The organism is Paenibacillus kribbensis (assembly GCF_001705305.1).
GTDB lineage: Bacteria > Bacillota > Bacilli > Paenibacillales > Paenibacillaceae > Paenibacillus > Paenibacillus kribbensis_B.
In genome coordinates this window covers 102,699-128,675 of the sequence record NZ_MCBP01000013.1, presented here as the reverse complement: position 1 = coordinate 128,675, position 25,977 = coordinate 102,699, and the positions used below count along the sequence as shown (strand labels likewise).

Genomic DNA, 25,977 nt, shown 5'->3' with positions numbered 1-25,977 from the left:
CGGAAGCTGTCGTTCTACATATAAGGGCCTCGGAAATTTGTACCGGAACGGCATGTTCTTCCAAGGAGGTTACCAGAAACGAAACAATTAGATCAAAGGAGTGATGATACAATGAAGACCAGCAAACGCTTCTTGGGCGTTTTCCGGACATGCGGAGTCGCGGTGCTTGCAACGGCCATGACATTAAGTTCGCTGTCTTTTTTGGCCGTGCCTGCAAAAGCGGCAGATACCGGCAAGTTTAACTATGCGGAGGCCCTGCAAAAATCACTGTATTTTTATGATGCGGAGAAGTCCGGCCAGGGTATAACGGGTGGACATTTGGAGTGGCGGGGAGACTCCGAGCTTACAGATTCGCATATTCCTCTGGGAATCAACGGGATGACCACAAACATGACGAATATGTCGGCCAATTTTATCAACAGTAATAAGGCAGTTTTGGACCCCGATGGCAATGGATCTGTGGATGTCAGCGGAGGTTTTCACGATGCCGGCGACCATGTCAAGTTTGGATTGCCCCAATCCTATACTGCGTCGACTTTGGGATGGGGATTTTACGAGTTTCGCGATGCGTTTCGCCAGAGCGGGCAAGAAGAGCATATGCTGGAAGAGTTGAAATGGTTTTCGGACTATTTGTTAAAGTCTACTTTTCGCGACAGCAGCGGTAATGTAATCGCGTTTAACTACATGGTGGGCAACGGCACGGTGGATCACACGTACTGGGGGCCGCCGGAATTACAAGACTCGGCGAAGTATCCCCGTACGGCTACTTTTGCCACAGCGGAAACGCCGGCCAGCGATCAAGCTGCGGCCGCGGCGGCGGCGCTTGCAATCATGTCGTTAAATATGAAAAACGACGATGCCCAGTATGCATCGACGTGTCTGGACAACGCTAAGGCACTTTACCGTTTTGCCCAAACCTATAGGGGGCTTGGCAACTCGGACGGATTTTACAATTCGAGCTTCGACGAAGACGATTTGTCTTGGGCGGCGGTCTGGCTTTACGCTGCGACGGGCGATATGAACTATATCCACGATATCAACGCTACGGGACCGGACGGCATGTACACCGGATATATGAAAAAAATCATCAGAAGCACTTCCGACAGCTGGCAAAACATCTGGGTACACAGTTGGGATACCGTATGGGGCGGCGTTTTCATGAAATTGGCCACCTTGTTTCCAGACAATCCGGACTTTGATTATTTTGCCCGTTGGAATCTGGAATACTGGTCTGGCGGAAAAATTCAGCACAAGGACCCGAACGACAAGAATTATTTGAAGCAGAGTCCCGGTGGATTCGGGGTTATTAGCACGTGGGGGTCCGCCCGATATAATTCGGCTGCCCAGCTTTGCGCGCTCGTGTACAGCAAATATACGGGTCGGACCGACTTTGCGGAATGGGCGAAAAGCCAAATGGACTATATCATGGGAGACAACCCGATGGGGTATTCCTATATCGTTGGATTTCCAACTCCGCAGCAATCGGCCAAACATCCGCATCATCGTGCGGCCCATGGCTCCAAAACGAACAACATGCTCACTCCGACAGAGCATCGGCACGTTCTCTGGGGCGCTCTCGTCGGCGGTCCGGATCCGGACGATTTCCATAATGATGTGACGACCGACTATGTTTACAACGAGGTGGCGATTGATTATAACGCAGGCCTTGTCGGAGCGCTGGCCGGGCTTTATCAGCATTATGGTCAGGGACAGCAGCCGTTGGCGGACTTTCCGCCGAAAGAGGAGCAAACGGACGAATATTATGCGGAAGCCAAGCTGGAGCAGGAAAATACCGAACGGTCGCAAGTTACACTCACCGTTCATAATGAATCTGTTCATCCCCCACACTTCGAAACAGGGATGGCCGCGAGATATTACTTCTCGATCAGCGAATTGCTGGCTGCCGGACAAAGCATTAACGACGTATCCCTCGAAATCTATTACGATGAGCAAAAGACGATCAGCGGTGTTCCCGTTAAGGTGACCGGTCCTTTTGCAGTCGATGCGGCTACAGGCGCTTATTATTACCAATTCGATTGGGCTGACTCCCAAATATATGGGGACCGTGATCTTCAATTTGGCTTGATCGCCAAGCAGGATCACAACTACAAGAGTCACTGGGATCCGACGAATGACTGGAGCCATACGGGTATTACGAAAACAGCCGCGATCTCTCCTTATGTTCCGGTCTACTTGAACGGAGTAAAAGTATACGGGAATGAACCGGACAGTGGAAGCAGCTCTCCGATCGTGCCTACGGTGCCGAAGGATTTGAAGGCAACGGCGGGGAACGCGCAGGCGACGGTAAGCTGGAACACGTCGAGCTGGGCGACAAGCTATAGTGTGAAACGCGCGACGACCAGCGGCGGCCCGTATACGACGATAGCCACCGTCACCTCGGCAACCTACATCGACACGGGGCTGACGAACGATAACACGTATTATTACGTAGTAAGCGCGGCGAACAGTGCTGGCGAGAGTGAGGATTCAGATCAGGCAAGCGTGACGCCGCAGGCTTCGGAAGACGGCAAACCGGGAGCGCTCGCGCTGCAGTACAGAGCCGGGGATACGAATGCAGGCGACAACCAATTCAAGCCGCAATTCAATATCGTCAACAACGGCCCAAGCGCAGTATCTTTGTCAGACCTGACGATCCGCTACTGGTACACGATCGACGGGGACAAGCCGCAGACGTTTAACTGCGACTGGGCGCAGGTTGGCTGCAGCAGCGTGAGCGGTAAGCTGGTGAAGATGCCGACGGCGAAAGAGGGCGCGGACGCTTATCTGGAAATAACGTTCGGCCCGGGTGCGGGCAGCCTCGTGGCAGGCGGCAGCAGTGGCGAAATCCAGGCGCGGATCAACAAGAACGACTGGACGAACTACAACGAAGCGGACGACTATTCGTTCGATCCGACGAAGACCTCGTTTACGAACTGGGATCACGTAACCTTGTATCAGAACGGTACGCTCGTTTGGGGTGTTGAACCGTAACGTAAGACTGGGTTGGAGACGCTGATTGTGCAATTCAACCTAACAACAGAATCTTAGGGCTAAATAAGCCGGGGAGTATCGTGATCAAGCGGTATTCCCCGGTTTTGCTATATTTACTTGGAGGCTGATGGTATAATTTGTGGCAGTTTAAATGTTGGATAGGGGGGCGAATTATGAACTTAAGAAAACAAGCACCTAAACTAAAAGCCGGGGATGAGATACGCATTCTTTCACCGTCCACAAGCTTGTCGCTCGTTTCCGAGAAAAATCGTCTGATTGCCCGGCAAAGGCTGGAGCAGCTTGGTTTTACGGTGAGCTTTTCACAACATGTACTGGAAAACGATGATTTTACATCTTCTTCGATAGCATCCAGAGTAGCAGATTTGCACGAAGCTTTTGCCGATCCGAATGTAAAGGGCATCCTGACCTCGATTGGGGGCTATAATGCCAATCAACTGCTTGCCCACCTTGATTATGAACTGATTGGCGCTCATCCCAAACGATTATGTGGTTATTCGGATATCACAGCGTTAAGCCATGCTATTTACGCGAAAACCGGCCTTATCACATATGCGGGTCCGCTTTTTTTGACGTTTGCCATGTTGCAAGGAAATGAATATACGACGGCGTATTTTCAAAGGCTAATGCTGGAAGAGGGCAGCATTCAAATCCAATCTTCGCCCGAGTGGAGTGACGATACCTGGTATCTGGATCAGGATAAAAGAATCTTTCACCGCAATGCGGGCCCGTATGCGATTTATGAAGGAGAAGCACAGGGTACAATTGTAGGCGGAAATTTGTGCACACTGAATTTGCTGCAGGGAACTCCATATATGCCGAGTCTTGAGGGAAGCATTCTGTTTGTTGAAGATGATTACGAAAGCTCCCCTGCTACATTTGATCGGGATTTGCAATCGTTGCTGCATCAGCCTGAATTTGATCAGGTCAGGGGGATTATTATTGGACGTTTTCAGCAGGCGTCGCACATGACAAAAGAATTGCTGCGGCAAATCATTAGCTCAAAAAAGGAACTGGCCTCTATTCCGGTGATTGCAGATGCCGATTTTGGACACACCACACCGCAATTTACATATCCGATTGGTGGGAAGGCAAGTATCTGTGCCAGGAATGGCATAGTGAATATTGAAATAAGTGAGTAGTGGGTTTAATGATTGAGGAGGAACGCATGTGAACGCCTTTTTGGAAATGCTGATGCAGCTATTTGAGCGCGCAGCGTTGCTGCTGATTTGTTTATTTTTTATTACCCGTATCCCGCGGTTTAAGGAAACCCTGCAAAAGAACAGCCATTCTCCGGGCGAGCTGACACTGCTAACGTTGATTTTTTGTATGTTTGCATTGTTCGGCACGTACACCGGGATTGAAGTCGAAGGCTCGCTTGTGAATGTTCGTATCATTGCGATTATGGCGGGCGGTATTTTGTTCGGACCATGGGTTGGAATCATTACAGGTATTATATCGGGTATCCACCGCTATCTGATTGATATCGGGGGAGTGACCTCGATTCCATGTCTGATCACCAGTATTCTGGCAGGTGTGGGATCTGGATACATTGGTCGTCGGGTTAGCCGTTCCAAAAGATGGCTGGTCGGCATCGCCGCAGGAATGATTTGCGAGGCATTAACGATGCTGCTTATTCTGGTGATGGCACACCCGTACGCTCTGGGTCTGGACATCGTTTCCAAGATCGGATTGCCGATGATTATCGGGGAAGTCAGTATCGGTCTCATCGTTCTGTTTATCCAGAGTGTCGAGGGGGAAAAGGAAAATATCGCGGCCAGACAGGCCAAGCTGGCACTGGATATTGCCAACAAGACGTTGCCCTATTTTCGTTCGATTAATGCGGAATCGCTGCATACCATTTGTTCGATCATAAAAGAGGATATCAAGGCAGACGCGGTTGCGATTACGGATACTCGAAGTGTGCTGGCCTATGTCGGTTTTGGCGAGGAACGCTATCACATTGGTGACGAGATCATTAGCGATGTGACCAAATCGACGATCCGCAGCGGAAAAATCACGATTCGCAATCATATTGCAGATGATAAAACGCCCCAAATTCAGTCTCTGCTCATTATCCCGTTAGAGGAGCGGGGGGAGGTAACCGGAACCCTGAAAATTTATTACCGTAAAGCATATAAAATCACGTACCCGTTGCAGACGATGGCTATTGGTTTGTCTCAAATCATTTCCACGTTAATGGAAGTGTCGCGTGTGGAGCAAATTAAAGAAGCAGCGAACAAAGCCGAATTGAAGGCATTGCAGACCAAAATCAATCCTCATTTCTTGTTCAACGCGCTGAACGCGATTGCCTCGACTACACGCACCAAGCCGGATAAGGCACGAGAGCTGATCATTAATTTGTCGGGCTATCTGCGTTATAATTTGGAGCTCAATGATGATCTGATCGAAATTCATAAGGAGCTTCAGCAGGTATCTGATTACGTGGAAATTGAAAAAGCGCGCTTCGGCAACCGGCTTCAGGTGGAGTATGTGATGGATGAGGTATCTGTGCGCATTCCAAGCCTAATTATCCAGCCCTTGGTTGAAAATGCGATTAATCATGGGATACTAAAGAAAAAGGGGCCGGGTACAGTGACGATTTCCGTACGGGATCGGGGAGAAAAGGTGCGGATTTCCGTGGCAGATACCGGGGTGGGTATACGAGATGATGTTGTGGATAATCTGTATCATGATCAGGTTCCGGCCAAACAAATAGGCTTGTACAATGTGCACAGACGACTCAAGCTTATGTACGGTGAAGGAGTTATTATTCTCAAACATAAGCCAGGCACCGAAGTTTATTTTGACATACCAAAGGAGAAGTCATGAAGGCCATAATTGTAGAAGACGAAATTCCGGCGCGCGAAGAGCTGGAGTATCTTATTCAGACTCATAGCAGCATTGAGGTGACGAATAGCTTCGAGGACGGACTGGATGTATTCCGGTTTTTGCAGGAGCAGGAGACGGACGCCATCTTTCTGGATATTAACATTCCTTCGCTGGACGGGATGCTGCTGGCTCAGAATATTAGCAAATTTGCCAGAAAGCCTTATATTATTTTTACGACCGCCTATAAAGAACATGCGGCACAGGCCTTTGAACTGGAGGCATTCGACTATATTCTCAAGCCGTATGATGAAAAACGAATCGCCGCCATGCTGCGCAAGCTGGAAAATGCCTATGAGCAGCGGAATGCTCAGTCACAGGATACGGTCCCACCTGCACAGCCTCGGGCTGCTGAAGCAAGCACGGTCAGCGCTTCGGGCCGCATCAATCTGCTGAAAAACGACAAAATTATTGTGACCAATGCGAGCGATATTTACTACGCGAGTGCACAGGAAAAGGTTACCCGCGTGTTTACAAGGCATGAGGAATATACGATGCCGATGAGTATCTCGGAATTTCATGCCCGCTTGCCGCAGCAGGACTTTTTCCGTTGTCACCGTTCCTACACGGTGAATCTGTCGCAAATTCGTGAAATTGTGCCCTGGTTCAATCACACGTATCTCCTGCGTTTGCGCGGCCTGGACGCGGAGATTCCGGTAAGCCGAAGCAAAGCCAAGGAATTTCGGCAAATTATGCGACTATAAAGGCACTTCATTCCGCTATATGTGCATTTCATTCCTCAAATGAATTCTGGCTAACTTACGACGTTATAATGATCCATGTAGAGAGAATCCTTACAGACTTGCTCCTCCAAGGGCGCAGGTGCGTACTGGATTCCCGGTTATCATGATGACAAATTGACGCTATAAGAGCCGGAATGAAAAGAGGAGATTTATATGAAAACAAACAGCGGAAACCGCCTGCTGATCGTGCTTGGAACGATTATTGTCCAGATGGGATTAGGAACGATTTACACTTGGAGTTTGTTTAATCAACCGCTGGTGGACCGCTTTGGCTGGAACCTCAGCTCGGTCGCCATTACATTTTCGATTACCAGCTTTGCGTTGGCATTTGCTACATTATTTGCAGGCAAGCTGCAGGATAAATGGGGATTGCGTCGTCTGATTTTAGGCGCAGGTGTCGTATTAGGTGCAGGGTTAATGCTCAGCTCACAGGTAAGCTCCCTGTCCCTGCTGTACATTTTAGTGGGTGTTGTCGTAGGTTTTGCGGACGGTACGGCATATATTACATCACTGTCGAATCTGATCAAATGGTTTCCTGAGAAAAAAGGACTTATTTCCGGTATTTCGGTTGGGGCATACGGGACAGGCAGTCTTATTTTCAAATATATTAATGGTTCGCTGATTCAGTCCGTTGGCGTATCGCAGGCATTTCTGTATTGGGGTATGATCGTGTTAATCATGATCGTGGGCGGTTCTTTCCTGGTACGGGAGGCTGTAGTCGTGAACAAGCCTTCGGTACAAAATGCGGGTACACCGCAGCGGGATTACACCGTTAAAGAGATGCTGCGCACCAAGCAGGCATATCTGCTGTTCGTGATGTTCTTTACCGCTTGTATGAGTGGTCTGTACCTGATTGGAGTTGTCAAGGATATCGGCGTACGGATGGCCGGGCTGGATGTAGCAACAGCCGCTAATGCGGTCGCAATGGTCGCTATTTTCAACACGGCGGGACGGATCATATTAGGTGCGCTATCGGATAAAGTCGGTCGTCTGAAAGTGGTAGCGGGTGCGTTGCTGGCAACAGCGGTCGCGGTTACAGTACTTAGTCTGGTACCGCTGAACTATGGTTTGTTCTTTGCCTGTGTAGCAGGAATTGCATTCTGCTTCGGCGGCAACATTACCGTTTTTCCAGCCATCGTGGCTGATTTCTTCGGCCTGAAAAATCAAAGTAAAAACTATGGTATCGTGTATCAGGGCTTTGGCCTCGGTGCACTGGCGGGATCTTTTATCGCAGCCTTGCTCGGAGGCTTTATCCCGACCTTTACGACCATTGCGGTGCTGTGTGTTGTATCGTTCCTGATCGCGCTGACGATTCGTACACCGGATCAAAGCAAACCGGATCAAGGCAATTTGCGCAGTCAACGCAAGAAAAATCCTCATACCTTGCGTGGCATGAAGCCCGGAACGAAGCTGGGCTAACAGGGTTTGAGAAAAAAGGACCAGATGAATGCCAAAAGACCTGTCATCATTTCTCTGTGGGAAATGCTGGCAGGTTATTTGTTTTTCTAGCAATCTATTTTAAGGTATAATAAAAAGATGTGTAATAAGCCGATATATACAAAAGACATAAGCTAAGAACCTGACAGGAGGACGAGTCATGATCGTGGATACAAGCGGGAACCTGCTTGCCCGCAATACGAAGCTGCGAAATACATATCAAATTCGAAGCACCTTGTCCCGCAGTGAGCTGGCCATCGTGTATACGGCAAGGCTGTTGGATCATCGAGAAAAGGTCATTGTGAAGGAGTTTTTTCCGAGTGCACTGGCCCTGCGGGGATCGGATCGAAAAACGGTGACCTGCGGCGCGTCTATGCAATCCAAATATGTGGAGTTTATGCATTATTTTTTGTGTGAAGGGCAAATGCTCAAGGAGTTAAGTCATCCTGGGATTGTCGGTTATATAGATCACTTTGAGGAAAATGGAACTGCTTATCTGGTTATGGAATACTGTGCAGGCAAGACGCTGGACAGGGTGATGAAAGAAGAGTCTGCGCTCACGTCCGATCCTGCTTTTAAGTATCAGGCGTTGCTGTCTTTAGTTGATGCCATGGAGTATATTCACGATAAGGGCATTATTCACCGGGATATTAAGCCTGGCAACATTATGATTGGGGAAAATGGCAGCATCAAGCTGCTTGATTTCGGTTCAGCTGTACATTTTGAGGGCAAGGAGCATCCGATCTTCACCACGGCAGGCTACTCTCCGCTGGAGTTTTATTCTAACCGCTCGCAGCAGGGGCCTGTGTCGGATATCTATAGCTTGGCCGCCACGCTGTATTATTGCCAGAAAGGATCACCTCCACCGGATGTGCCAGGCAGATTGTTTGCAGATCGGACCGACCGGATTCGGATCGAAAATGCAGGAATTTCCTTGCTGCCGTATGTGATTCGGCGTGGTCTGGAGGTGCAGGCTAACAAGCGTTGTCGCTCACTCAGATGGTTTAAAGCCGCACTACGTGCGGAATACTGGATAAAAAAAGGGAAGCGCCGCACTCTTACGGTTCGTTAATCGTAAGGGACGGTGCTTCCTTTTTTTGTTTTACGACCGACGTTATCCTGTCGGAGCTTGAATATGATCGGTGTACACTGAGGTATTCGGCTTGATCGCTTTGTAGCGCAGCTCAATTTCAGTTACGCCGTCCTCGAACGTGATGTACAGTTTGTCACCGTAATCCATTACCGCTTTCTTGTTGCGGGCCAATCTGACCTTTCCGTGCTGCAGGGCGCAGCGTGTATCATGTTTGACGACCAGACTGCCTTTTTTACCTGCGGAAAACAGGATTCGCTCCGCCTCTGGCAGCGGTTCGTGAACGTCCAGCGTACGGAACAATTCTTTTAGGCTAACCTTTCGGCCCGGAAAGGAGGTGAGCGGCCAGGATTTTACCGGAATCTCCTGTCCACTGGCCGTTGCGAGAAAATATCCTTCGATTCTTCCGGCAAATTGCGGCTTAGGCCGCAAAAACCAGTACAGAAGCGCTGCTACCACGATACCGATAGCCACCGTCCATTTAATGGCGGTATACCGGGACTGCACGGAAACGGTCAGCGTAGCACTGCTGGAAGCTCCTTCCGGATCAGTTGCGGTAATCTTCAGCTCAGAGTCACCTGTGTGAAGCTCGGATAGCAGCAGATCATTACCATTAATCTCGGCACGGGCCGCATCCCCAGAGGCTCCCGTCTCCAGCTTGTAGGTTAGCTTGTCATGATTCGGATCAGCAAAGAAATCCGATAAACTTCGACGGGAATCTCCGTCTTCTTTCACCAGGCGAATCGTCAGGTCCTTTAACACCTGCGGCGCTGCATTGGCCGCGTGGACCTTATGTACGGTTCCATTACGATACCATTGCGGGCTGTCCAGAGCGAGCTGCCAAGTATAATCTCCTGTTTGAGGGAACGCATATTCGGCATGAAACGCACCGTCCTTATAGGTCATAGGCACCTTTTTGGCTGTGCCACCCTTTACAGGGGTAACTATAATATGGGCTTGGAGAGACGTATATACGGCTTCATCTGAAAGCTTTTGGCCATCCGGTAACAGGAGCTGAGCCTGAAAAGGTGTGGCCTGGCCTTTAAGTAACTGCACTGGCTTGTTGCCATTCATTGCGGTTCCTTGTTTTCCTCCCATGCCAGCTTCAGCTTCCAGTCGATAGCTGCCGAGCAAATTGATTTTGACCAAATCCCCGCGTATGCCCCTCAGCCTCAGCTTTACTTTGCCTGCCTGTGGATGCTCAATTTTTAAAATCGCATATCGGCTCGACTTATACCTGCGAACATTTTCTGAATTGGAATACAACTGTGTTTCCTGAAGAGGATGCTCGGACAAAAGCACCAAATTCGCTTCCTCCATACTGGAGTCTGGCAGGTTGACTGTTAATTCCTGCATCTCGCCAGTGGTCGTAATGGCGGCAACAGGCACGAGCTTGGAACGAATTTGACTGGCGAAAATCCGATTCAAAATTTCCGGCAGATCCTCGGCACTGCTCGTAATAAAAGAAGCTCCCCCCGTTTGAGAAGCAATCCGCTCCAGCTCCTGCCGATTTACTGTACCGTCATGATTCAGACCAATCGTATACACCGGATATCCTTTGGTCTGTGCGGATTTGATGACAGAAGCCACATCGTTGTTGGAATCCCCTTTCGTTCGGGAACCGGAGGAGGCACCAAAATCAGTCTCCCCATCTGATAGCAGGATCATAAAAGGCTGACGTCCCTTGGATGCTCCTGCGGCGAGCAGCTCCGAGCCCTTACGCAATCCAAGTCCCAGATCCGTATAACCGGAACGGTTTAGCGTTCTGATTTCCTGCTGAATTTGGGATTTTTGCGCTGCTACGGCAATTGAGGTCAGGGATTTGGACGCGACTACGTGATGGTTGTAGGCGACGAAGCCAACGCGTGTACGGTCTGCATCACTCAAGTCCATAAACATACTGATGACTTCGGCTGCAATGCCCTCAGGATCGGTGTCCCTCATGGAATAACTGGTATCCAGTACAAAAACAGCATCGTAACCCTCAATCGGAGCAGTCCCCGAAGATGCTGCATTAGCCTGATGTACAGTGAAAATCCCCCCATTTAAGCCTATTTGAAAAAATAGTACAAAAGTCATGAAAATGATAATCCCTAGTTTCCTTATCCTGAACATAAGCTCCTCCGTCGACGAGGCCAATGTGGGTGTAGCGACCCTCCTAATCCTTGGGATATAAGGGATAAAGGATCAAAATAGCCGTTAACACTCACATTTGGCCATGAATTTGATACTTTTACGCTTATCAGAAATATCCAATGGATTTCTATCGGCAATTCAGTTCCATTTGTGAATATTTCCCTGTAGAAACAGGTCTAAGTTATCATAAAAATTACGTATTTACGCATAAAATGAGTCAAAATGCCCTGTTTCAATCTGAGAGTACAGAAATTGACAAAACCAAAGAGTACTTTGTATGATAGCTTTCGTATCAACGGCAAAAAATGGGATTGAAGTTAGGAATGCGAAATCAATAATTCAAGATTTCTTTTGTTATCTGACTTCACATTAAAATTTATATCTCATCTTTAATTTTTTTGCTGTTAAAAGTTAAATCACACTTCGGACTGATTTTCGAGGTTACATGCCTATACCGTAAATACGGTATAAGCCGAATCCTTTGGCCAATTTGAATGTTATGTAGGGGGGAGGAGGCAAATGAACTAGTAATGGGCATTCGTACATTCCATATTGGACATCCCGTGTCCGTACATGGAGCAATGGACCTATACTCATACCTTATTCGTTTGCCGACAGCGATGGAAATCATTTATCAAACGAACCGGACCATGCTTTTTGAAGAAATTAACCCGGAAAAGCTGGACCTGATCACCATTGTAGGTGATGTAAAAGGTATTGACAGCTTAAGTGACGAGAAGATCAAGGAAATTAACCAGCACCTTCTGGTGCGCAGCTTTGACGAATTTTTAGATAAGTTTTCACCGACCGTATATTCGTTTTTTAACGCGGCCAATCAAAAAGTCGTCTACACCATTAAAAAGCCGGAGGGGATCGATGAGGATAGCATTTCTGAAATTCGTATCAATCAAAGTAATGATTTTCTGAAAATGTTGTTTACACTCATTGATACCAAACGCAGTCAAGGAATCACGAATGTGGATTTCAAGTTTGAAAATCTGCTGGATATGATTTCTCCGAAAAAGGTTATGGATGATATTCGTCAAGTCCGCAAAGAAATTCACTATATGTACGGTGAATACGACAAGCTGGATGATGGCGATCCAAAGAAACTCGACATGGGCGACAAGCTGAATGGAATGTTTGAGGAAGCGAGTCAGAACTACAACAATGTGATGGCTATGCTGCCACTGGCAATTGAGGATATTAAAACCCGTCTTCTGCTCGGTGGTGCTCAAGAGGAAAACTCTGGTGAGCTGATTCAGGTGGGTATGCTCTCTATTGGAGAAAGCGGCGAACTGAAAATTATCGAAGCGCCGAAGAGCGAAAGCACCGAGCTGATGCTGCTGGATGAAAACAGCACCGGCGATCTGTCACAGGTATTCGAGGAAGATTATAACTCCATCACAGATACACCTTCTGATTATGTGAAGGATTTGGTGGTTCGTACATTTGTGCCGCTGCCAGCTGTTCAGACCAAGGTCGATACAGCAGTTGAAGTGCAAAATTACAACACGTATCTGGAGTTCTATAAAAATGCGAAGGACGATTTCGTGAAGGCAGTCAAGCCGCTTGTGGAAAAAATCCTTGGTGTGAAAATGTTTTTTGATCAATATGCAACCAAGAGCAAGGGAATGCTGCCGACGATGCTGGTGGCGAATAACAAGCTGGACATGCTGGTGAAAAGCAGCAACATCCCGCGCCTGGAAACATACCTGAACACGGTGAATGCTAAAAATGAATTTAGCGACACAATCTGGTTCGGTATCGTCCCATCGATTGAGCTGGAAGCAGCCGGTAAGGTGAAGGTTACACGCGAACGCTTCAAGGGCAACGAGAAGGTGGTTAAGCAGGGTGGAAATTCCATGGAATCCCTTTCGATGCTGCTGCAGGTTGTGAAGGATTACAAAATTCAAATGTTCTTTAATTTTGAATCTGGAGAAGAAACAACCTTTAACAGCATGGCGACGGCCGGGATCGACAAATATATCGACAAGTGCTCCACTCTCGTTCGCAGAGAATACAGCGAATTTGCGATTCCATGTGTACCGAACTTCACGATTATTCCAAAGGACAAATCGGGTGTCATTATCGACAGCAAAATGCTGCAAACCGAAAGCGGTGTACAGCTCTCCAAGGAAAAAGAGGATATCCTCAAGCTGTGGATCGAGGGTGTCTATGTAGGGGCAGCCTATGTTGCCGCCGGTTTGGTCTCTGCTTATCAATGTCCCGAGTATCTGCGTGAGACCTTCAAAACGGTCAACAAAAACTACCCTGGCGTACGCTTCGATATTGAAGCGGGAGACAACAGTCTGCGCACAGTGACAACAATGGCCAAGGAAATCACCGGGTTCACCAACACGATCAAGGATGCTATTAACCGTAAAAACTTCGGTTTTGTATTCTCGTCAGAGAATGCTCAGCTCCAGGATAAGGATATCCGCCGGATTACCGTCTACAAGGCGAGAAGCATGGCGATGTCCGAGGACGGCTTTGACTCCATCTACAAGACGCTGGTCAGCACGTACATTGAACGTATTTTGCGCTACCAGACAGGAGACTTCAAGCACGAAAATATCGTCCGCTTCTTCAGCAACAATCCGAGCAGTCAGAAGAGCAAGTGGCTGGGCAGCAGAGGATCTGTTAATTCGATCATTCAGGATGGAGACGATATGAGCTTCATTATTGATGAGAAAAGCAATATGTGCCATATCGATCTGGTCTTCAACGGTAATGTGAAGAACCTGGAAGTCATGATCACTAAGGGAACCAGCTCGGTTAAATCATGATCCGAGCGCTAAGAAAGATGTTAGAGGCGTTTCTATCCAGAACCGCCTTTACACATAAATTGCGGAGAAGCTCTGCTTCTCCCGCCATTATATTACCCAATTTCAAGGAGGCAACACACATGGGATTCAGATTGAAAGTAGAAGGACAAGAAACAATCGAGCTGGGCTTGGATAACATCCAAACGGTTATTTATGACACCGATACACCGGACGATTCCAATGCACGCTCCACTGACGTAGGCTCTACGCTGCGCATCAGCGGTAAAATCATCACAGCAGTAGACGGTGACAGCGCGGATGACACGCTGAAACTGGCTTTGTGGTCCCTGGTTCCTGCTGAAAAAGCAGACAGCTACCGTAAAGTAACACTGGAAGTTATCGCAGCTGATCAAGTTGTGCGTAAAATCCACTTCCCGAATGCGTTCGTTGTAGACTACAATGAGCACTTCGGTGACACAGAAGGTGTGGGTGCATTTACACTCTACATCAAACAAAAGAAAGACAAAACCGAGCTGGCTACAATCGACGGCGGATATCCGGTTTAAGCTTGACGGCTTAACGTCAGGCACAGCTTGAACACACACACTCACCCTGTGCTCAGGTGCAGGGTGGATAAATATTAAGAGGCCTGAGGGTCTCTTAATATTTATTTTTTTCGGAGAGGGGAACATCATACCATGGCCAACTACTATGAGCTGCTCGGTGTCAGCCGGGATGCTTCGGAGGCAGAGATTAAGCAGGCTTACCGCAAACTGGCGAAAAAGTATCATCCTGATACCAACCAGGGAAGCGAGGAAGCAACGCGCAAGTTCAAGCTGATTCACGAGGCTTATAATACCTTGCGTGACGAAGCATTGCGGCAGGCATACGATGCCGAGCTCATCCGAAAAACTGAGGGAGCTGGCGGACAACAGCAAGAGAGAGGAAGAGGAGCTGCAGCTTCCGGAGGTGCGCGCAAGGCAGCCAAAGGATTTAATCCGGCTGACATAGGAAGTAATTTTGAGCAATTTTTCGGTTTTCATCCGAAAACGAAGGAGGGCTCACCTGGGAAAAATACGAAAAAATCCGGTGATCCGACGGATACCTCGGCGATGTTTAACCAGTTTTTTGGTATTCGTAAAAAGTGATGATTTCAGGATGGAAACGGGGGAAGCAAGCAGTGAAAACGGCGCAGAACAGATGGGTTTTCATCATAGATGTTGCCATGTTCGGGCTGATGCTGGCGATCGCCTTTTATGTGTTTAATCGTACAGGCTACAGCGGCTTGAAAACCGTGGTTGCGATAGGTATTGGAATCGGCGTGCTTGTATACATACTGCACAATCTGGTGTCCGTTGTACCCGTGGCAAAGCCAAAGGCAGAGCGTAAGCGGATTGCCAAGCTGGTGCTGATAGATGAGGAAGGCGAGTCCATTAAAGAATGGTATATCGAAGGTGAAACGTCGCTCTTGATCGGCAAAACAACGTCCCGCTCTGAGGCGGATATTGATTTGGCAGATACAGACTATGCATCGCTGATCAGCGTGGAGCATGCGGTGCTCAACCGGGTGAACAGCGACTGGTTTGTGGAGGACGTGGATTCCGGGAACGGAACAGGCTTGCGGCCTGCCAACGAAAGTATAGCCAACAAACTGGAAAGCGGAGAGCCTTACCGGATTTACTCAGGTGATTTATTATTCATCGCCAATACGAGGCTGCTCGTCAAATAGATAGGGATATTGCAAAATCCTTAGATCGCAAAAAAGACATTCATGACAATGGGGGAAGGAACCGACTATGAGTTTGACAAGATGCCCGAACGGACACATGTTCAGTACACGAAAGCACGGAAATACGTGTCCTTATTGCAATACGGTAGTAAATATAGCCGCATCCAAGAGCGTGGAGCCGACGGCGAAAACCAATGCTGCAGGAGACGATGACAAAACCATGCCGTATTTGGGCGAGACGGTGGGGATTCACCCGGTAACCGGATGGCTGGTGTGCATCGAGGGAGCACAGGTGGGTCAGGATTATCGCATTATGGCAGAGAAAAACTTTATCGGACGCGCAGAGGAAATGCATGTCCGTATTATCGGGGACAACACGATTTCCCGCAGAAATCATGCGGTGATTGTGTATGATCCGAAGAAACGCAACTTCTTTTTGCTGCCAGGTGATTCGTCAGGCTTGGCATACCACAATAGTGAAGCGGTATATTCACCAGTGGAGCTGGCTGCTTATGATGTAATTGAATTGGGACACAGCAAATTTATCTTTATTCCGCTGTGCGGTGCCCATTTTGAGTGGGATAACGACAAATAGGACGGAAGTGGGCAATGGTGCAGGGAGGTAACGGAATGCAGCCTTATTTTGTTGTATGTGGAGCTGCGGTGCTATTCGCTGTTCTTCTCATCATCCGTATACGACTGACACGAAGTTCCGGCAGCCGTACCGTGAGTGGAATTGAGATCGGGAATGGTCAAACGATTGGGAGTCGAAGCGAGCAGGATGATTATTTTGCAAGTATGACGACACCTGTCGGTACGCTGGCCGTTGTCGCAGATGGTATCAGCGGACTGGCCAATGGGCGCATGTCCAGTACACTGGCTGTGACGACCTTTTCGAAGGCGTTTGCCAAGCTGGAGGATGCATCGAATCTGAATGAATATTTTGCCGGGGCGGCCACCCAAAGCAACCGCAGCATTTTGCAAAATTTGAATGGGCAAGGCGGAGGAACGACACTGGCGGCGGCCATCGTATGTGGTTATCGGCTGTATTACGGAGCGGTGGGCGACAGTCTGATTACGATCTATCGCAATGGGCATTTCCAGACGGTCAATTCCAAGCATACAGCGGAAACACTGCTGGAGGAACGTGTGCTGGCCGGACAAATGACCTCGGAGGAAGCCAAAACGAGTCCTGTACGCAATCAGCTGGTCAACTATTTGGGCTATGAAGGCTTTGAGAGCATGGAGCTTGGTACTACACCGATTCGTCTGTATTCGGGCGATTATGTTCTGCTGTGCAGCGATGGCATTCAGGAGGCGTTGACGGAAATTGAACTCGAAGAGATCATGCGCAAAGGTGGCACACCACAGGAAATGGCGGATACCATGATTGACTCTATTAATGATAAAGGTTTTAAGAGTCAGGATAATGCGACAGTACTTATTTTGGCGATAGGATGAAACAAGAAAGACGGGGGTAGCGATGCGCAAGGACAACAGCGATTTTAGTACCGCCTTTGTGTCGGAAGCGGGCTCTTACATAGACAACCGGGACTATTTTGCATTCATGGAGACGGACGACATGGCCTGTTATGTCCTCGCAGACGGTCTGGATTCGGATCAGGAGCTGCGCAGCGCGGAAATGGTTGTCAAAACGGTGCTGGAAAATTTCATGGAGAAGCCTTCCATGTCCAAGCGGCGTCTGATGAGAGATCTGCGTGAAGCGCAGGAATGGCTGCAATTCGAAAGCCGCCGTGTTCGGCTCAAGGCCAGTCTGTTGATGGTGGTGACCAATTACAACAAAATGGTGTACGTTTCGTGCGGTAATGTACGGCTATATCATTTTCGCAATGGTCGGCTTAATTTTCGCAGCAAGGATCATAGCTTGGCACAGTCATTGGCAGATGACGGACGCATTCCGGACGAAGCGACCAGCACTCACGAGGAACGGGGGAATCTGCTGGAGTATCTGGGAAACCCGAATGGGGTTCATGCCCATTATGCCAAAAAGACGCAGCTTGCAGATGGAGATGTCATGCTGCTGGCCACATCCGGGATGTGGGAAGATGTCGAGCTGGCGGAAATGCTCGGTGCGCTGGAGGAAGCGAAGGACCCGGTCATGCTGACGGATACGCTGGAAGAGGTATTGCTGAGCAAGCAGCGCCGGGCGGTGAACAATTATACAGCCGCAGCCATTTATGCTAACAAAGTATTTCAGGAAAAACCTAAAAACCGTCGCAAGCTGATCAAACGAATCTTGATTGCTTTACTTGTTTTTATCGTTGTAGGCGGTGGAGCATGGATTACCTTGGCCCGCATGGCTGCAAATAAGGCAGCAGCGCTGGAAACGATGATCGAATCAGCTCAGACGGCAGACGATTACGCAAGGGCAGGGGATTATGCAAAGGCGCTCAAGTCCTACAGTGAGGCGAAAAATGCTGCAGTTAAAATCAACGATAAGATTCATAAGAGGTTGTATACGGCCGAGCAGAAAGTCTCTCAACTGATGGTTGACGGGGATGGCTATGTGGAAAAGGCGGATTTTGCCAAAGCCGAAGCCAGCTACGAAAAAGCACGGAAAAGCGCGGGACTGTATCCACCGTTTAATGTGAAGGATATTGAGCATAAAATCGATCAGCTGGACAGCTATGCCGAAACTGCGAGCTGGATGAAGGACGGAGATTTGAAATTTCAGGGCGGCGATTACACGAATGCGCTTAAGCTGTACCAAAAAGCAAACAAGGCTGCGATGGAATCCGGGTATACGTCCGCGCAAAAAGAGCTGGAAAAGAAGATTACCGAAACCAATGATAAATTGGCATCCATCCAGCAGCAGCTGAAGGAGATTCAAGCTGGCAAGCTTCAGACCAAAGGGGATCAGCTGATGAAGGATCTCGATTATGAAGGAGCCATTGAAGCTTATAGCGGTGCACAGGAAATTTATCAGGAGATCGATAAGCTCGAAAGCGTTCTGGCTATGGAGCGGAGCATCGCGAAGGCAGAGGAAAAGCAGAGCGCGGAGCAGCAGAAAAATGGTCAGCTTCCATCCGGGTTGGGCTTGTCTGACGGAGCGTTGAATGATGCGAACGCAGAGGACACAACGGGCACAGGTTTGACCTCCGCAGCCGCAGTCCCTGCTGCTGATTCGCAGACAAAGGCTGCGGCGACGGGCTCTGCGAGTCCTACGGCCGTGAAGAAGGAGGCCTCCTCGCCTTCAACTTCGCCTTCGAGCAGCAGCAGTACTGGCAACGGAAACGCCTCTTCAGCCAAGTCGGCCACCAGCAAGGAGCAGGGAACTGCTGATTCCGCTCCTAAAGCAACGGGAGTGTCCGATTCAGCAAGCCAGGATCAGGCTGCCGTGAACGGAAGTTAAGGTTTCATGTTCAATGAATGCATGCTGGAGCCGAAAAAGGAGTGAAACGCTGTGAAAGAACTGGTGCAGGACCGTTTGAGCAAAATGGACGATCTGGAGCAGAGACGTTTACTGAAAAATATGATGGCGGGGGTGTTTATGAACCTCGTCGAATATCAGGAAGAGATGACCCGCCAGCTAGAACGGCGGGTATTTGAGGAAATAGAGAATACGGAAGAAAAGTTTGATGTGTATGTATCATTGACATCGCGTGAGGACTATGATCCGATTCATGAGTTTTTATATCCGGTGTTACCGTCTGATACAGAGGACAAGAAGGTGGACATCAGCCGTGTAGCGGAGGTGGTTCGCGAAGGCGGAGCGATGCCGCTGTTTACGCTTTTTTTGGAGATGGAGACCGAACGAATCACAGCGTTGGTACACAGCAAGCGAATTTTTGCAGGGATGCTGGTCACGGAAACCGGAAATTATCCCATACGTTTTCGGCTGGAGCACAACCGTTCCTATATTTTGGAGATTGAAAAGCTGTATCATATGTTTTTGCAAAATGGCATGCCGTGGAAAACGATTAATCACCCGTATGCTTATAAATTTGTTGATTGTGTGTTGATTGGGGGAGACGGGGAGCCCGCAGCACACGAGGAAATTCATGAAATTACGATCTCGTTGGAGGAGTTCGACGCTTTTAAGAAGGGCGATGTTTTTCCGCTTTGGAACATTGAACGGCTCTCTCTAAAGAACAGCGGTTTTCCGATACCCGCTATGGACCGTGTGAACTATGAGCATGTGCTGCCTTTGCGTAAAACAGGACCTGAGCACGGCTATCTGATCGACGGCGCTGAAGGGGATATCCGGTATATCAAGCGTACGGAAGAAGAACTGACCATTGTCACGCCACGGGATAAATCCGGTGAGTGGAATGTGTTAAAGGTAACGAAGCCAGTCACGACGAGACTTAGCCGGCAGACGTATCCAGTATTGTCCAATCGGCGGCAGGACAGCTTTTTGGGACGCTATGCAGGCAAGCAGGCTGTGATTGTCCGGGCCAAAGCGGAAATCACGCGTATCGTTAACTCTTTTGAAGCAGCCCAGGGGCTGGAATTGGAACGTGTGGATATCTGGGGAGGCACCGGTAGGAATGATGTAAGCAACCTTGTATCCAAAACCCAGACGTATCCGCTAAACCCGTTTGTCAGCGATAATGTGCGGACGGAGGAAGGCAAGCAGATCATGCGGCTGGGGTTCAGACGCGGCTCTGAAGAAGCTGCGCCAGCCTCACCTGCTTACATGTTATCCGACTTGATGAGCTTTCTGGTATCGGAAGTGCAGTTGTATTTTCCAGAGTACAAATGTGAAGGAGAATGGGTGTGAATTACGTCTGGGATTTGCTCATGCGCGCGCGGGAACAGGAGCTGGATGTGGATAAATTCCGTTTTGTACCCGCTGTCAGCTATTCTCCCTATATGGAGCTTAGTCTGGTAGATTTGAATAATTCTCAACTGGAGCAGGTGGTGGAAATCAATCCGTACTACCGCTTTTATTCTATTTTTCGGGACCTGTTTCCACCGGATGCAGAAGATTGTCTGGAGCTAAGGGAATCGCTGTTTGATATTATGATGCATTTTCTGGCGGAAATTGATTTGTATCAGGGGATGAATCGGCGCGAGTATCACATCCGGTTTGTTCAGCGTGATATTGCTGACGGCATTTTTGGCCCGAAGGTGAAGGGGAGTTTTGAACAATTAAACCGCGAGGAGCAGGATGCGATTGCCGAAGGACTGCTGCGCCTGTATGAGACAGGGGAGGCTGTGCATCTGTTAAAAGAAACGATGCGGCGCGTTTTTCATCGCTCGATCATTTATGCCAATTGTGAGGAAAAAGATGAACTGCTCGTTTATATCGGCCAGGAGGAAACGCAGCTGTCACGGATGAAGGTGGATTTGATTCTGGATTTGTTTCTTCCGGCACGTTTTACAACTGAGCTGTATTGGACAAGTCATTTCGGCATTTTGGAGGCAGATCCTACGATGAAAATAGACGCTATCGCCCTCTATTAAAGGCCAAATGGCTCAGAAAGGATATGTGAACGATGAACGGACCCTATACATACAGATTGCTTAACCCGCTCACCGATCGAAAAAGCGTTTGCTTCACGGCGAAATACACGCGGTCGGAATTGGAACAAATGACGACCTTCCAGTTGCGCGGGATATGCGATAAGGAGCGTCTGGTCGAGGGCTTTGCCAATCGTCTGGCGCGTGAAGAGCTCATTCGCGTTATTTTGCGGTTTCGGAGCGCAGAGGAGCATTTACTCATCACAAGACCCAATCCCGGCGGTTTTGAACGTATGGAATCAGCACTCCAGCGAAATTGGAATGATCGTCGGCAGGAGAGCAGCGGCATCCGGGTTCCCGCCAAAATTACGCTGTATCAGGGTGTGCGGACAGGTCGTATGGACAACTATCGAATCGAGTCTGATCTGCCTTGGCTTAGCTCATCTAATGTGCTGCTGGTGAATGCGGTGGGAGAACTGTGCGGTGTTTTGAATGTGGTGAAGGATGAGGAACGGACAGGCGTATATTATCTATCGCGACATCGCGACGCTGAACTGCGAGAGACGGCCAACCATAGCTATAGCCTGCTGTTTCTGCGAAGACAGGAATCGGAATATTTTTATAACCTCTACTATGGAGATAAGCCGATGCTGCCACTGAAGCTGCAGGTTCACCGAGTTCCGGTGGCAGAGCTGATCATTCGGGGCACTGAAACGACAAATGCCGTGCTGGCCATCGATTTTGGCACCTCGAACACGACGGCAGGTGCTTATTTGGATAGCTCCTACGTGACGGCCCCTGATACAGGTATGAGCAGCACGGTACGGCTGAACGCGATCAACTATGTGTCATTCCCCGGCCCGGCAGGTGCGGAAGGCGACTGGATCGAGGTGCTGCCGACCGCTATTCGCGTGGCGGACTGCTCCAACCCGGAGCATATCGTTTATGTATTCGGGGAGGAGGCATTACGTGGGACAGATGTGGCGGGCAGCCGTGCGACGGTATTTAGGGGCATCAAGCGTTGGGTCAATGATTACAAGCGAATCGAGGAACTAATGGATTCGGAGGGGAATACAGCGACCGCTTCCCGCAGCGATATTTTGGCGGCGTTTATCCGTTATGTGATAGGCACCGCCGAGCAGCAATTTAAGTGCCGGTTTCGCAATCTGCACTTTTCTGCTCCCGTCAAGCTACAGCCACAGTTTATTGAGATGTTTAGTGACATTTTGCCAGACTATCGGATTGAAGCGGAGGATGCGCTGGATGAGGGGCTGGCCGTGCTGTACAACACGCTGGCAGATCAGATGGAGCGAGGAACTTTTGCGGACGGTGAGGAGTATCAGGCACTTGTCATTGATTGCGGTGGAGGCACGACAGATTTGTCATCCTGCCGATTCCGGATTGAGGATGGACGTATCGCTTACAAGCTGGATATCCACACGACGTATGAAAATGGGGATACCAATTTTGGCGGAAACAATCTGACGTATCGGATTATGCAATTTATGAAAATCGTGTTTGCAGGTTATTATGCAGCCGAAACGCGATTGCCTGACACCGATATTGATGCCCTGATCGGCATTCCTTCAGGGGATTTGTACCGTCATGTGGATGAGTTTGGCGTAGATGCTGTTTATGCGGGGCTGGAGGAGCGTTATCGTGAGGCAGAGGCTATTTTGCCTACGGCGTTCAAACGATATGAGCATGCGACACGGGATGAATATCAGCGGGTGCTGAGTAATTTTCATCTGTTGTGGAGTGCGGCAGAAAATATGAAAAAGGAATTTTTTCTGCGTACAGGCATATTGCGCAGCCGCTTCGAGTCCGAGCAGGTATTATCAGCCGAAAGTGATCTGAACATTGCGGTATTGGACCGCTGGCTGGTTTCAGTCATCGAAAACGGACGTTTTCGCGATGAGTATGGCTTGCCTGATGTGGTGTTTAACATTCGGGAAATACAGCAGCTTCTTAAGGCGGATATCTACAATATTGTGCGCAAGTTTCTGGATGATTTTTATCAGGAGGGACGCTTGCAGGACTATTCCATTATCAAGCTGACCGGGCAGTCCTGCCGGATTGACGTCTTTCGCGAAGCACTGAAGGAGTTTGTGCCGGGACGCAGCATTGAATTCCGGCAGAAAGCGGAAGACCTGAGCCGGGTGCCTGAGCTGAAAATGGCCTGCCTGCGCGGAGCGATCCGTTACCTGAATGCCAAAAAAATGGGCACGATTGAACCTGTCATTACCAATCATATCCCGGCTATTCCGTACACCGTTAGCGCCTGGACGCATACGGGGCGTGAAAAAGAGCTGATTGCCAGCCTGGAAAGCGATCGGGTGCGCGGCTCCATTTCCCGGCCGTCTCACGCGGCTGAGGTCGAGTTTTTCCTGACGGCCAATGGCGGCAAGCTGCGTCAGCGCCATGTGTACCGCAGCCGACCGGAAGCCTTTGAGCCTATGCCGTATGAGGAAATCGCCGTGCTATACGGGCGGGATATTCCGCAGGATGATACCGACTCTATTCGCAATGAGGAGACGAAATACTTTGTTTTTGCTGGCGACAGCCGTTGGGGCTTTTATGTAGTACCGATTATTCGCCGGGATGAATTGCTGCATCTGGGACCCAAACGTTTTTTTGCCTTCGAAAATGATCTTTCCGAGCTGGATTTCTTTGACGGTACAAAATAATAAACTGAGGATTTTTCAAAATCCTGAAATATGAAAAGTACACACAACACTTGGAGGGGATAACATGCTGTATGCAGGTTTTTGGAAACGAACTTTGGCTTATATCATTGATGGTCTTATTTTGGGATTTGTATTTGGGTTGATCGGATTAATCTGGGGCGTGATTCAGATTCTTGGAAATGGGGTACCATCCCCGGCAGAAGCCTCTGTGCTGACAGACGGGCCACCTGCTATTTTTACAATGCGATTATTAGGACAGACTTTGCTGAATTTGGGGGCTTCATGGCTGTATTTTGCAATCATGGAATCGTCCAAATGCAGAGCTACGGTGGGTAAGCTGGCTCTCGGCATCGTTGTAGTAGATGAATTTAACGAAAAGCTTAGCTTTGGACGCGCGAGTGCCCGCTATTGGAGTAAGTTAATTTCCTCCATTATTTTGTGGATCGGCTTTATCATGACGGCTTTCACCGCCAAAAAACAAGCCCTTCACGATCTGATCGCCCATACCTATGTTGTGGACAAACGTGAGCTGAATTATATCCTTCAGAAGCAGTCTGGGCGGGGAGCCGGGATGTAAAAGTAGATCATAAATTCTAATAAATCGTAGTTTTCAATCAGGGGGAACAGCAGGAATGTACGCAGGTTTTTGGAAAAGGGTTTTCGCCTATTTGCTAGATTATGTTGTTTTGTATGTGGGTACGATGATCATTGTATTGCTTACCACTTTGCTAGGGATATTAACTTCTTTGATCCCTGCATGGGGAAGCACGCTGTATCCCTCGGTATATACTTTTCATGTAGCACAGTTATTTTATGGATTGGGAACTATTTCGCGCCTATTTGTTTTATTTTCGATAGGCTGGCTGTACTACGCTGTCATGGAATCGTCTAAATTTAGAGGAACCGTAGGTAAGCTCGCTTTGGGGATTATTGTCGTGGATGAACACAATGAAAAAATAACTTTCGGACGTGCGAGTGCCCGCTACTGGAGTAGAATAATTACATTTTTCACTATATTTGTCGGCTATATCATGGCGGCTTTCACAGCAAAAAAGCAGACGCTGCATGACAAAATCGCTCATACCTATGTGGTGAACAAAAATTGGCTGGACTACTCGGAGTATATTAAGCAAAATCCACCGCTGACAGAGATGCCTGTCCCGGCCCCTGCACCCGGTGTGAATCGGTTGTCTATATCTCTAAATAAAGAAGAGTAGACAAAACAGTAATGACGGCGCAGAGCGAAGAGAGGAGGAAAACACATGTTAACCCATATCGTGCCGAAATTTGAGAAAGGCCGCATTCTCAAGACCGAGATGCTGGAGAATCTGCGGGACTACCCCCGCAGTTTTCTCGATATCCGGTATCAGGATTATTCGGATGGCATCATTACCGGAATGAACGTGACCGTCGGGGAACACGCGCTGACCGTTGGCAGAGGCATTGTGAAGCATAAAGGCAGACTGTACCTGCTGGAGCAGGAGCAGGAAGTGCCGTATGCAGCCACCGGGCGGCTGTCGGTGTTGAAGATGCTCTTTTTGGAACAAACAGATCGCCCGGATTTCACCGCTCATCATGCAGATATCGTGCTGGAGGATGAGGCAGAGATCGGTCTGGATGAGATAGAACTGGGCAGATTCAAGCTCAAAGAAGGAGCTGTACTTCGCTCCGACTATCAGGATTTTGCCGACATGGCTACCGAATTCAATACATGGAGTGATATCCATGCTCCCTTTTCGGGCCTGAAGCAGAGTACATTGCGCCCGGAGACGATGCGATACTTCGCGTCCGAGCTGCTTAAAAGCGGTACAACCGATCCGATGGATTGTATGTTTTCGCTCATGTGCCTGAACCTGGAAGCTGTGGACAGGGAGTCCATTCAGCATTACATCGCCAACAGAAGCGGTATGGAGTACAGGGAATATTCACATGCTCAGCTACATAGACAGCTGGTGCTGATCCTGGAAGGAGCCGGGAGGGGTAAGCGCACAGCAGGCCGCTGGCAAGGCGGCGGAGCCGGGCGGATGATTGTGGATTAGAAAATCAGGTAGAGGAGTGAGCA

Annotated in this window: 20 protein-coding genes; 19 read left to right on the top strand and 1 reads right to left on the bottom strand. The window is 48.9% G+C overall.

Going from position 1 to position 25,977, the window contains the following annotated elements:
* The first annotated feature begins 111 nt into the window (after window positions 1–111).
* The 6 genes from BAZ21_RS21060 to BAZ21_RS21035 all read left to right on the top strand — a co-directional run bounded on the left by BAZ21_RS21060 (window position 112) and on the right by BAZ21_RS21035 (window position 9,150).
* Window positions 112–2,991: a glycoside hydrolase family 9 protein gene (locus tag BAZ21_RS21060; RefSeq protein ID WP_068504855.1), complete on the top strand. Its 2,880-nt coding sequence runs from the start codon at window positions 112–114 to the stop codon at window positions 2,989–2,991.
* A 173-nt stretch (window positions 2,992–3,164) separates the two neighbouring features.
* On the top strand, window positions 3,165–4,151 hold the full coding sequence (locus BAZ21_RS21055; RefSeq protein ID WP_068504853.1) for a S66 family peptidase: 987 nt from the start codon (window positions 3,165–3,167) through the stop codon (window positions 4,149–4,151).
* A 28-nt stretch (window positions 4,152–4,179) separates the two neighbouring features.
* Window positions 4,180–5,841, top strand: a complete 1,662-nt coding sequence (locus tag BAZ21_RS21050; protein WP_305119364.1) for a sensor histidine kinase — start codon at window positions 4,180–4,182, stop codon at window positions 5,839–5,841.
* Window positions 5,838–6,602 (top strand): LytR/AlgR family response regulator transcription factor, encoded by a 765-nt coding sequence (locus BAZ21_RS21045; protein ID WP_068504851.1) that lies wholly within the window; start codon window positions 5,838–5,840, stop codon window positions 6,600–6,602. Before BAZ21_RS21050 ends, BAZ21_RS21045 begins: the two co-directional genes overlap by 4 nt.
* 192 nt (window positions 6,603–6,794) lie before the next feature.
* Window positions 6,795–8,060: an L-lactate MFS transporter gene (locus BAZ21_RS21040; protein ID WP_068504849.1), complete on the top strand. Its 1,266-nt coding sequence runs from the start codon at window positions 6,795–6,797 to the stop codon at window positions 8,058–8,060.
* A gap of 178 nt (window positions 8,061–8,238) precedes the next feature.
* Window positions 8,239–9,150, top strand: a complete 912-nt coding sequence (locus BAZ21_RS21035; RefSeq protein ID WP_068504847.1) for a serine/threonine protein kinase — start codon at window positions 8,239–8,241, stop codon at window positions 9,148–9,150.
* A gap of 42 nt (window positions 9,151–9,192) precedes the next feature.
* Here BAZ21_RS21035 and BAZ21_RS21030 read toward each other — a convergent pair whose 3' ends face one another.
* On the bottom strand, window positions 9,193–11,283 hold the full coding sequence (locus tag BAZ21_RS21030; protein ID WP_068504938.1) for a VWA domain-containing protein: 2,091 nt from the start codon (window positions 11,281–11,283) through the stop codon (window positions 9,193–9,195).
* Between the two features lie 641 nt (window positions 11,284–11,924).
* On the opposite strand from BAZ21_RS21030, the gene BAZ21_RS21025 reads away from it, so the two are divergent.
* The 13 genes from BAZ21_RS21025 (at window position 11,925) to BAZ21_RS20965 (ending at window position 25,954) form a co-directional block, all read left to right on the top strand.
* Entirely contained in the window at window positions 11,925–14,093 is a 2,169-nt protein-coding gene (locus BAZ21_RS21025) for a hypothetical protein (protein ID WP_043891231.1), read from the top strand.
* Between the two features lie 119 nt (window positions 14,094–14,212).
* Entirely contained in the window at window positions 14,213–14,638 is a 426-nt protein-coding gene (locus tag BAZ21_RS21020) for a hypothetical protein (protein ID WP_013311475.1), read from the top strand.
* A 132-nt stretch (window positions 14,639–14,770) separates the two neighbouring features.
* Complete coding sequence (locus BAZ21_RS21015; RefSeq protein WP_068504846.1) at window positions 14,771–15,220, top strand: DnaJ domain-containing protein; 450 nt, start codon at window positions 14,771–14,773, stop codon at window positions 15,218–15,220.
* Window positions 15,221–15,252: 32 nt separating this feature from the next.
* A complete protein-coding gene (locus BAZ21_RS21010; RefSeq protein ID WP_068504844.1) occupies window positions 15,253–15,801 on the top strand; it encodes an FHA domain-containing protein in 549 nt (182 codons plus the stop codon).
* 67 nt (window positions 15,802–15,868) lie between these two features.
* Entirely contained in the window at window positions 15,869–16,396 is a 528-nt protein-coding gene (locus BAZ21_RS21005) for an FHA domain-containing protein (protein ID WP_068504841.1), read from the top strand.
* 35 nt (window positions 16,397–16,431) lie between these two features.
* Window positions 16,432–17,262 (top strand): PP2C family protein-serine/threonine phosphatase, encoded by an 831-nt coding sequence (locus BAZ21_RS21000; protein ID WP_084011800.1) that lies wholly within the window; start codon window positions 16,432–16,434, stop codon window positions 17,260–17,262.
* A gap of 22 nt (window positions 17,263–17,284) precedes the next feature.
* Entirely contained in the window at window positions 17,285–19,174 is a 1,890-nt protein-coding gene (locus BAZ21_RS20995) for a PP2C family protein-serine/threonine phosphatase (protein WP_068504838.1), read from the top strand.
* 51 nt (window positions 19,175–19,225) lie between these two features.
* The gene (locus tag BAZ21_RS20990) at window positions 19,226–20,545 is read left to right on the top strand and encodes a normocyte-binding protein (RefSeq protein WP_068504836.1); all 1,320 of its coding nucleotides are present in this window, start codon (window positions 19,226–19,228) and stop codon (window positions 20,543–20,545) included.
* Entirely contained in the window at window positions 20,542–21,231 is a 690-nt protein-coding gene (locus BAZ21_RS20985; protein WP_068504834.1) for an iron-dependent peroxidase, read from the top strand. The genes BAZ21_RS20990 and BAZ21_RS20985 overlap by 4 nt, the downstream gene beginning before the upstream one ends.
* Window positions 21,232–21,263: 32 nt before the next feature.
* On the top strand, window positions 21,264–23,915 hold the full coding sequence (locus BAZ21_RS20980) for a molecular chaperone (RefSeq protein WP_068504832.1): 2,652 nt from the start codon (window positions 21,264–21,266) through the stop codon (window positions 23,913–23,915).
* A 64-nt stretch (window positions 23,916–23,979) separates the two neighbouring features.
* Window positions 23,980–24,492 (top strand): RDD family protein, encoded by a 513-nt coding sequence (locus BAZ21_RS20975; RefSeq protein WP_068504831.1) that lies wholly within the window; start codon window positions 23,980–23,982, stop codon window positions 24,490–24,492.
* A 55-nt stretch (window positions 24,493–24,547) separates the two neighbouring features.
* Entirely contained in the window at window positions 24,548–25,132 is a 585-nt protein-coding gene (locus BAZ21_RS20970; RefSeq protein WP_068504829.1) for an RDD family protein, read from the top strand.
* A gap of 45 nt (window positions 25,133–25,177) precedes the next feature.
* Window positions 25,178–25,954, top strand: a complete 777-nt coding sequence (locus BAZ21_RS20965) for a DNA and RNA helicase (RefSeq protein WP_068504826.1) — start codon at window positions 25,178–25,180, stop codon at window positions 25,952–25,954.
* Window positions 25,955–25,977: the final 23 nt, after the last annotated feature.

Coding starts and splice junctions, on each gene's coding strand:
- BAZ21_RS21060 (WP_068504855.1), top strand. CDS start 112: ATGAAGACCAGCAAACGCTTCTTGGGCGTTTTCCGGACATGCGGAGTC.
- BAZ21_RS21055 (WP_068504853.1), top strand. CDS start 3,165: ATGAACTTAAGAAAACAAGCACCTAAACTAAAAGCCGGGGATGAGATA.
- BAZ21_RS21045 (WP_068504851.1), top strand. CDS start 5,838: ATGAAGGCCATAATTGTAGAAGACGAAATTCCGGCGCGCGAAGAGCTG.
- BAZ21_RS21040 (WP_068504849.1), top strand. CDS start 6,795: ATGAAAACAAACAGCGGAAACCGCCTGCTGATCGTGCTTGGAACGATT.
- BAZ21_RS21035 (WP_068504847.1), top strand. CDS start 8,239: ATGATCGTGGATACAAGCGGGAACCTGCTTGCCCGCAATACGAAGCTG.
- BAZ21_RS21030 (WP_068504938.1), bottom strand. CDS start 11,283: ATGTTCAGGATAAGGAAACTAGGGATTATCATTTTCATGACTTTTGTA.
- BAZ21_RS21025 (WP_043891231.1), top strand. CDS start 11,925: ATGGAAATCATTTATCAAACGAACCGGACCATGCTTTTTGAAGAAATT.
- BAZ21_RS21020 (WP_013311475.1), top strand. CDS start 14,213: ATGGGATTCAGATTGAAAGTAGAAGGACAAGAAACAATCGAGCTGGGC.
- BAZ21_RS21015 (WP_068504846.1), top strand. CDS start 14,771: ATGGCCAACTACTATGAGCTGCTCGGTGTCAGCCGGGATGCTTCGGAG.
- BAZ21_RS21005 (WP_068504841.1), top strand. CDS start 15,869: ATGAGTTTGACAAGATGCCCGAACGGACACATGTTCAGTACACGAAAG.
- BAZ21_RS21000 (WP_084011800.1), top strand. CDS start 16,432: ATGCAGCCTTATTTTGTTGTATGTGGAGCTGCGGTGCTATTCGCTGTT.
- BAZ21_RS20995 (WP_068504838.1), top strand. CDS start 17,285: ATGCGCAAGGACAACAGCGATTTTAGTACCGCCTTTGTGTCGGAAGCG.
- BAZ21_RS20980 (WP_068504832.1), top strand. CDS start 21,264: ATGAACGGACCCTATACATACAGATTGCTTAACCCGCTCACCGATCGA.
- BAZ21_RS20975 (WP_068504831.1), top strand. CDS start 23,980: ATGCTGTATGCAGGTTTTTGGAAACGAACTTTGGCTTATATCATTGAT.
- BAZ21_RS20970 (WP_068504829.1), top strand. CDS start 24,548: ATGTACGCAGGTTTTTGGAAAAGGGTTTTCGCCTATTTGCTAGATTAT.
- BAZ21_RS20965 (WP_068504826.1), top strand. CDS start 25,178: ATGTTAACCCATATCGTGCCGAAATTTGAGAAAGGCCGCATTCTCAAG.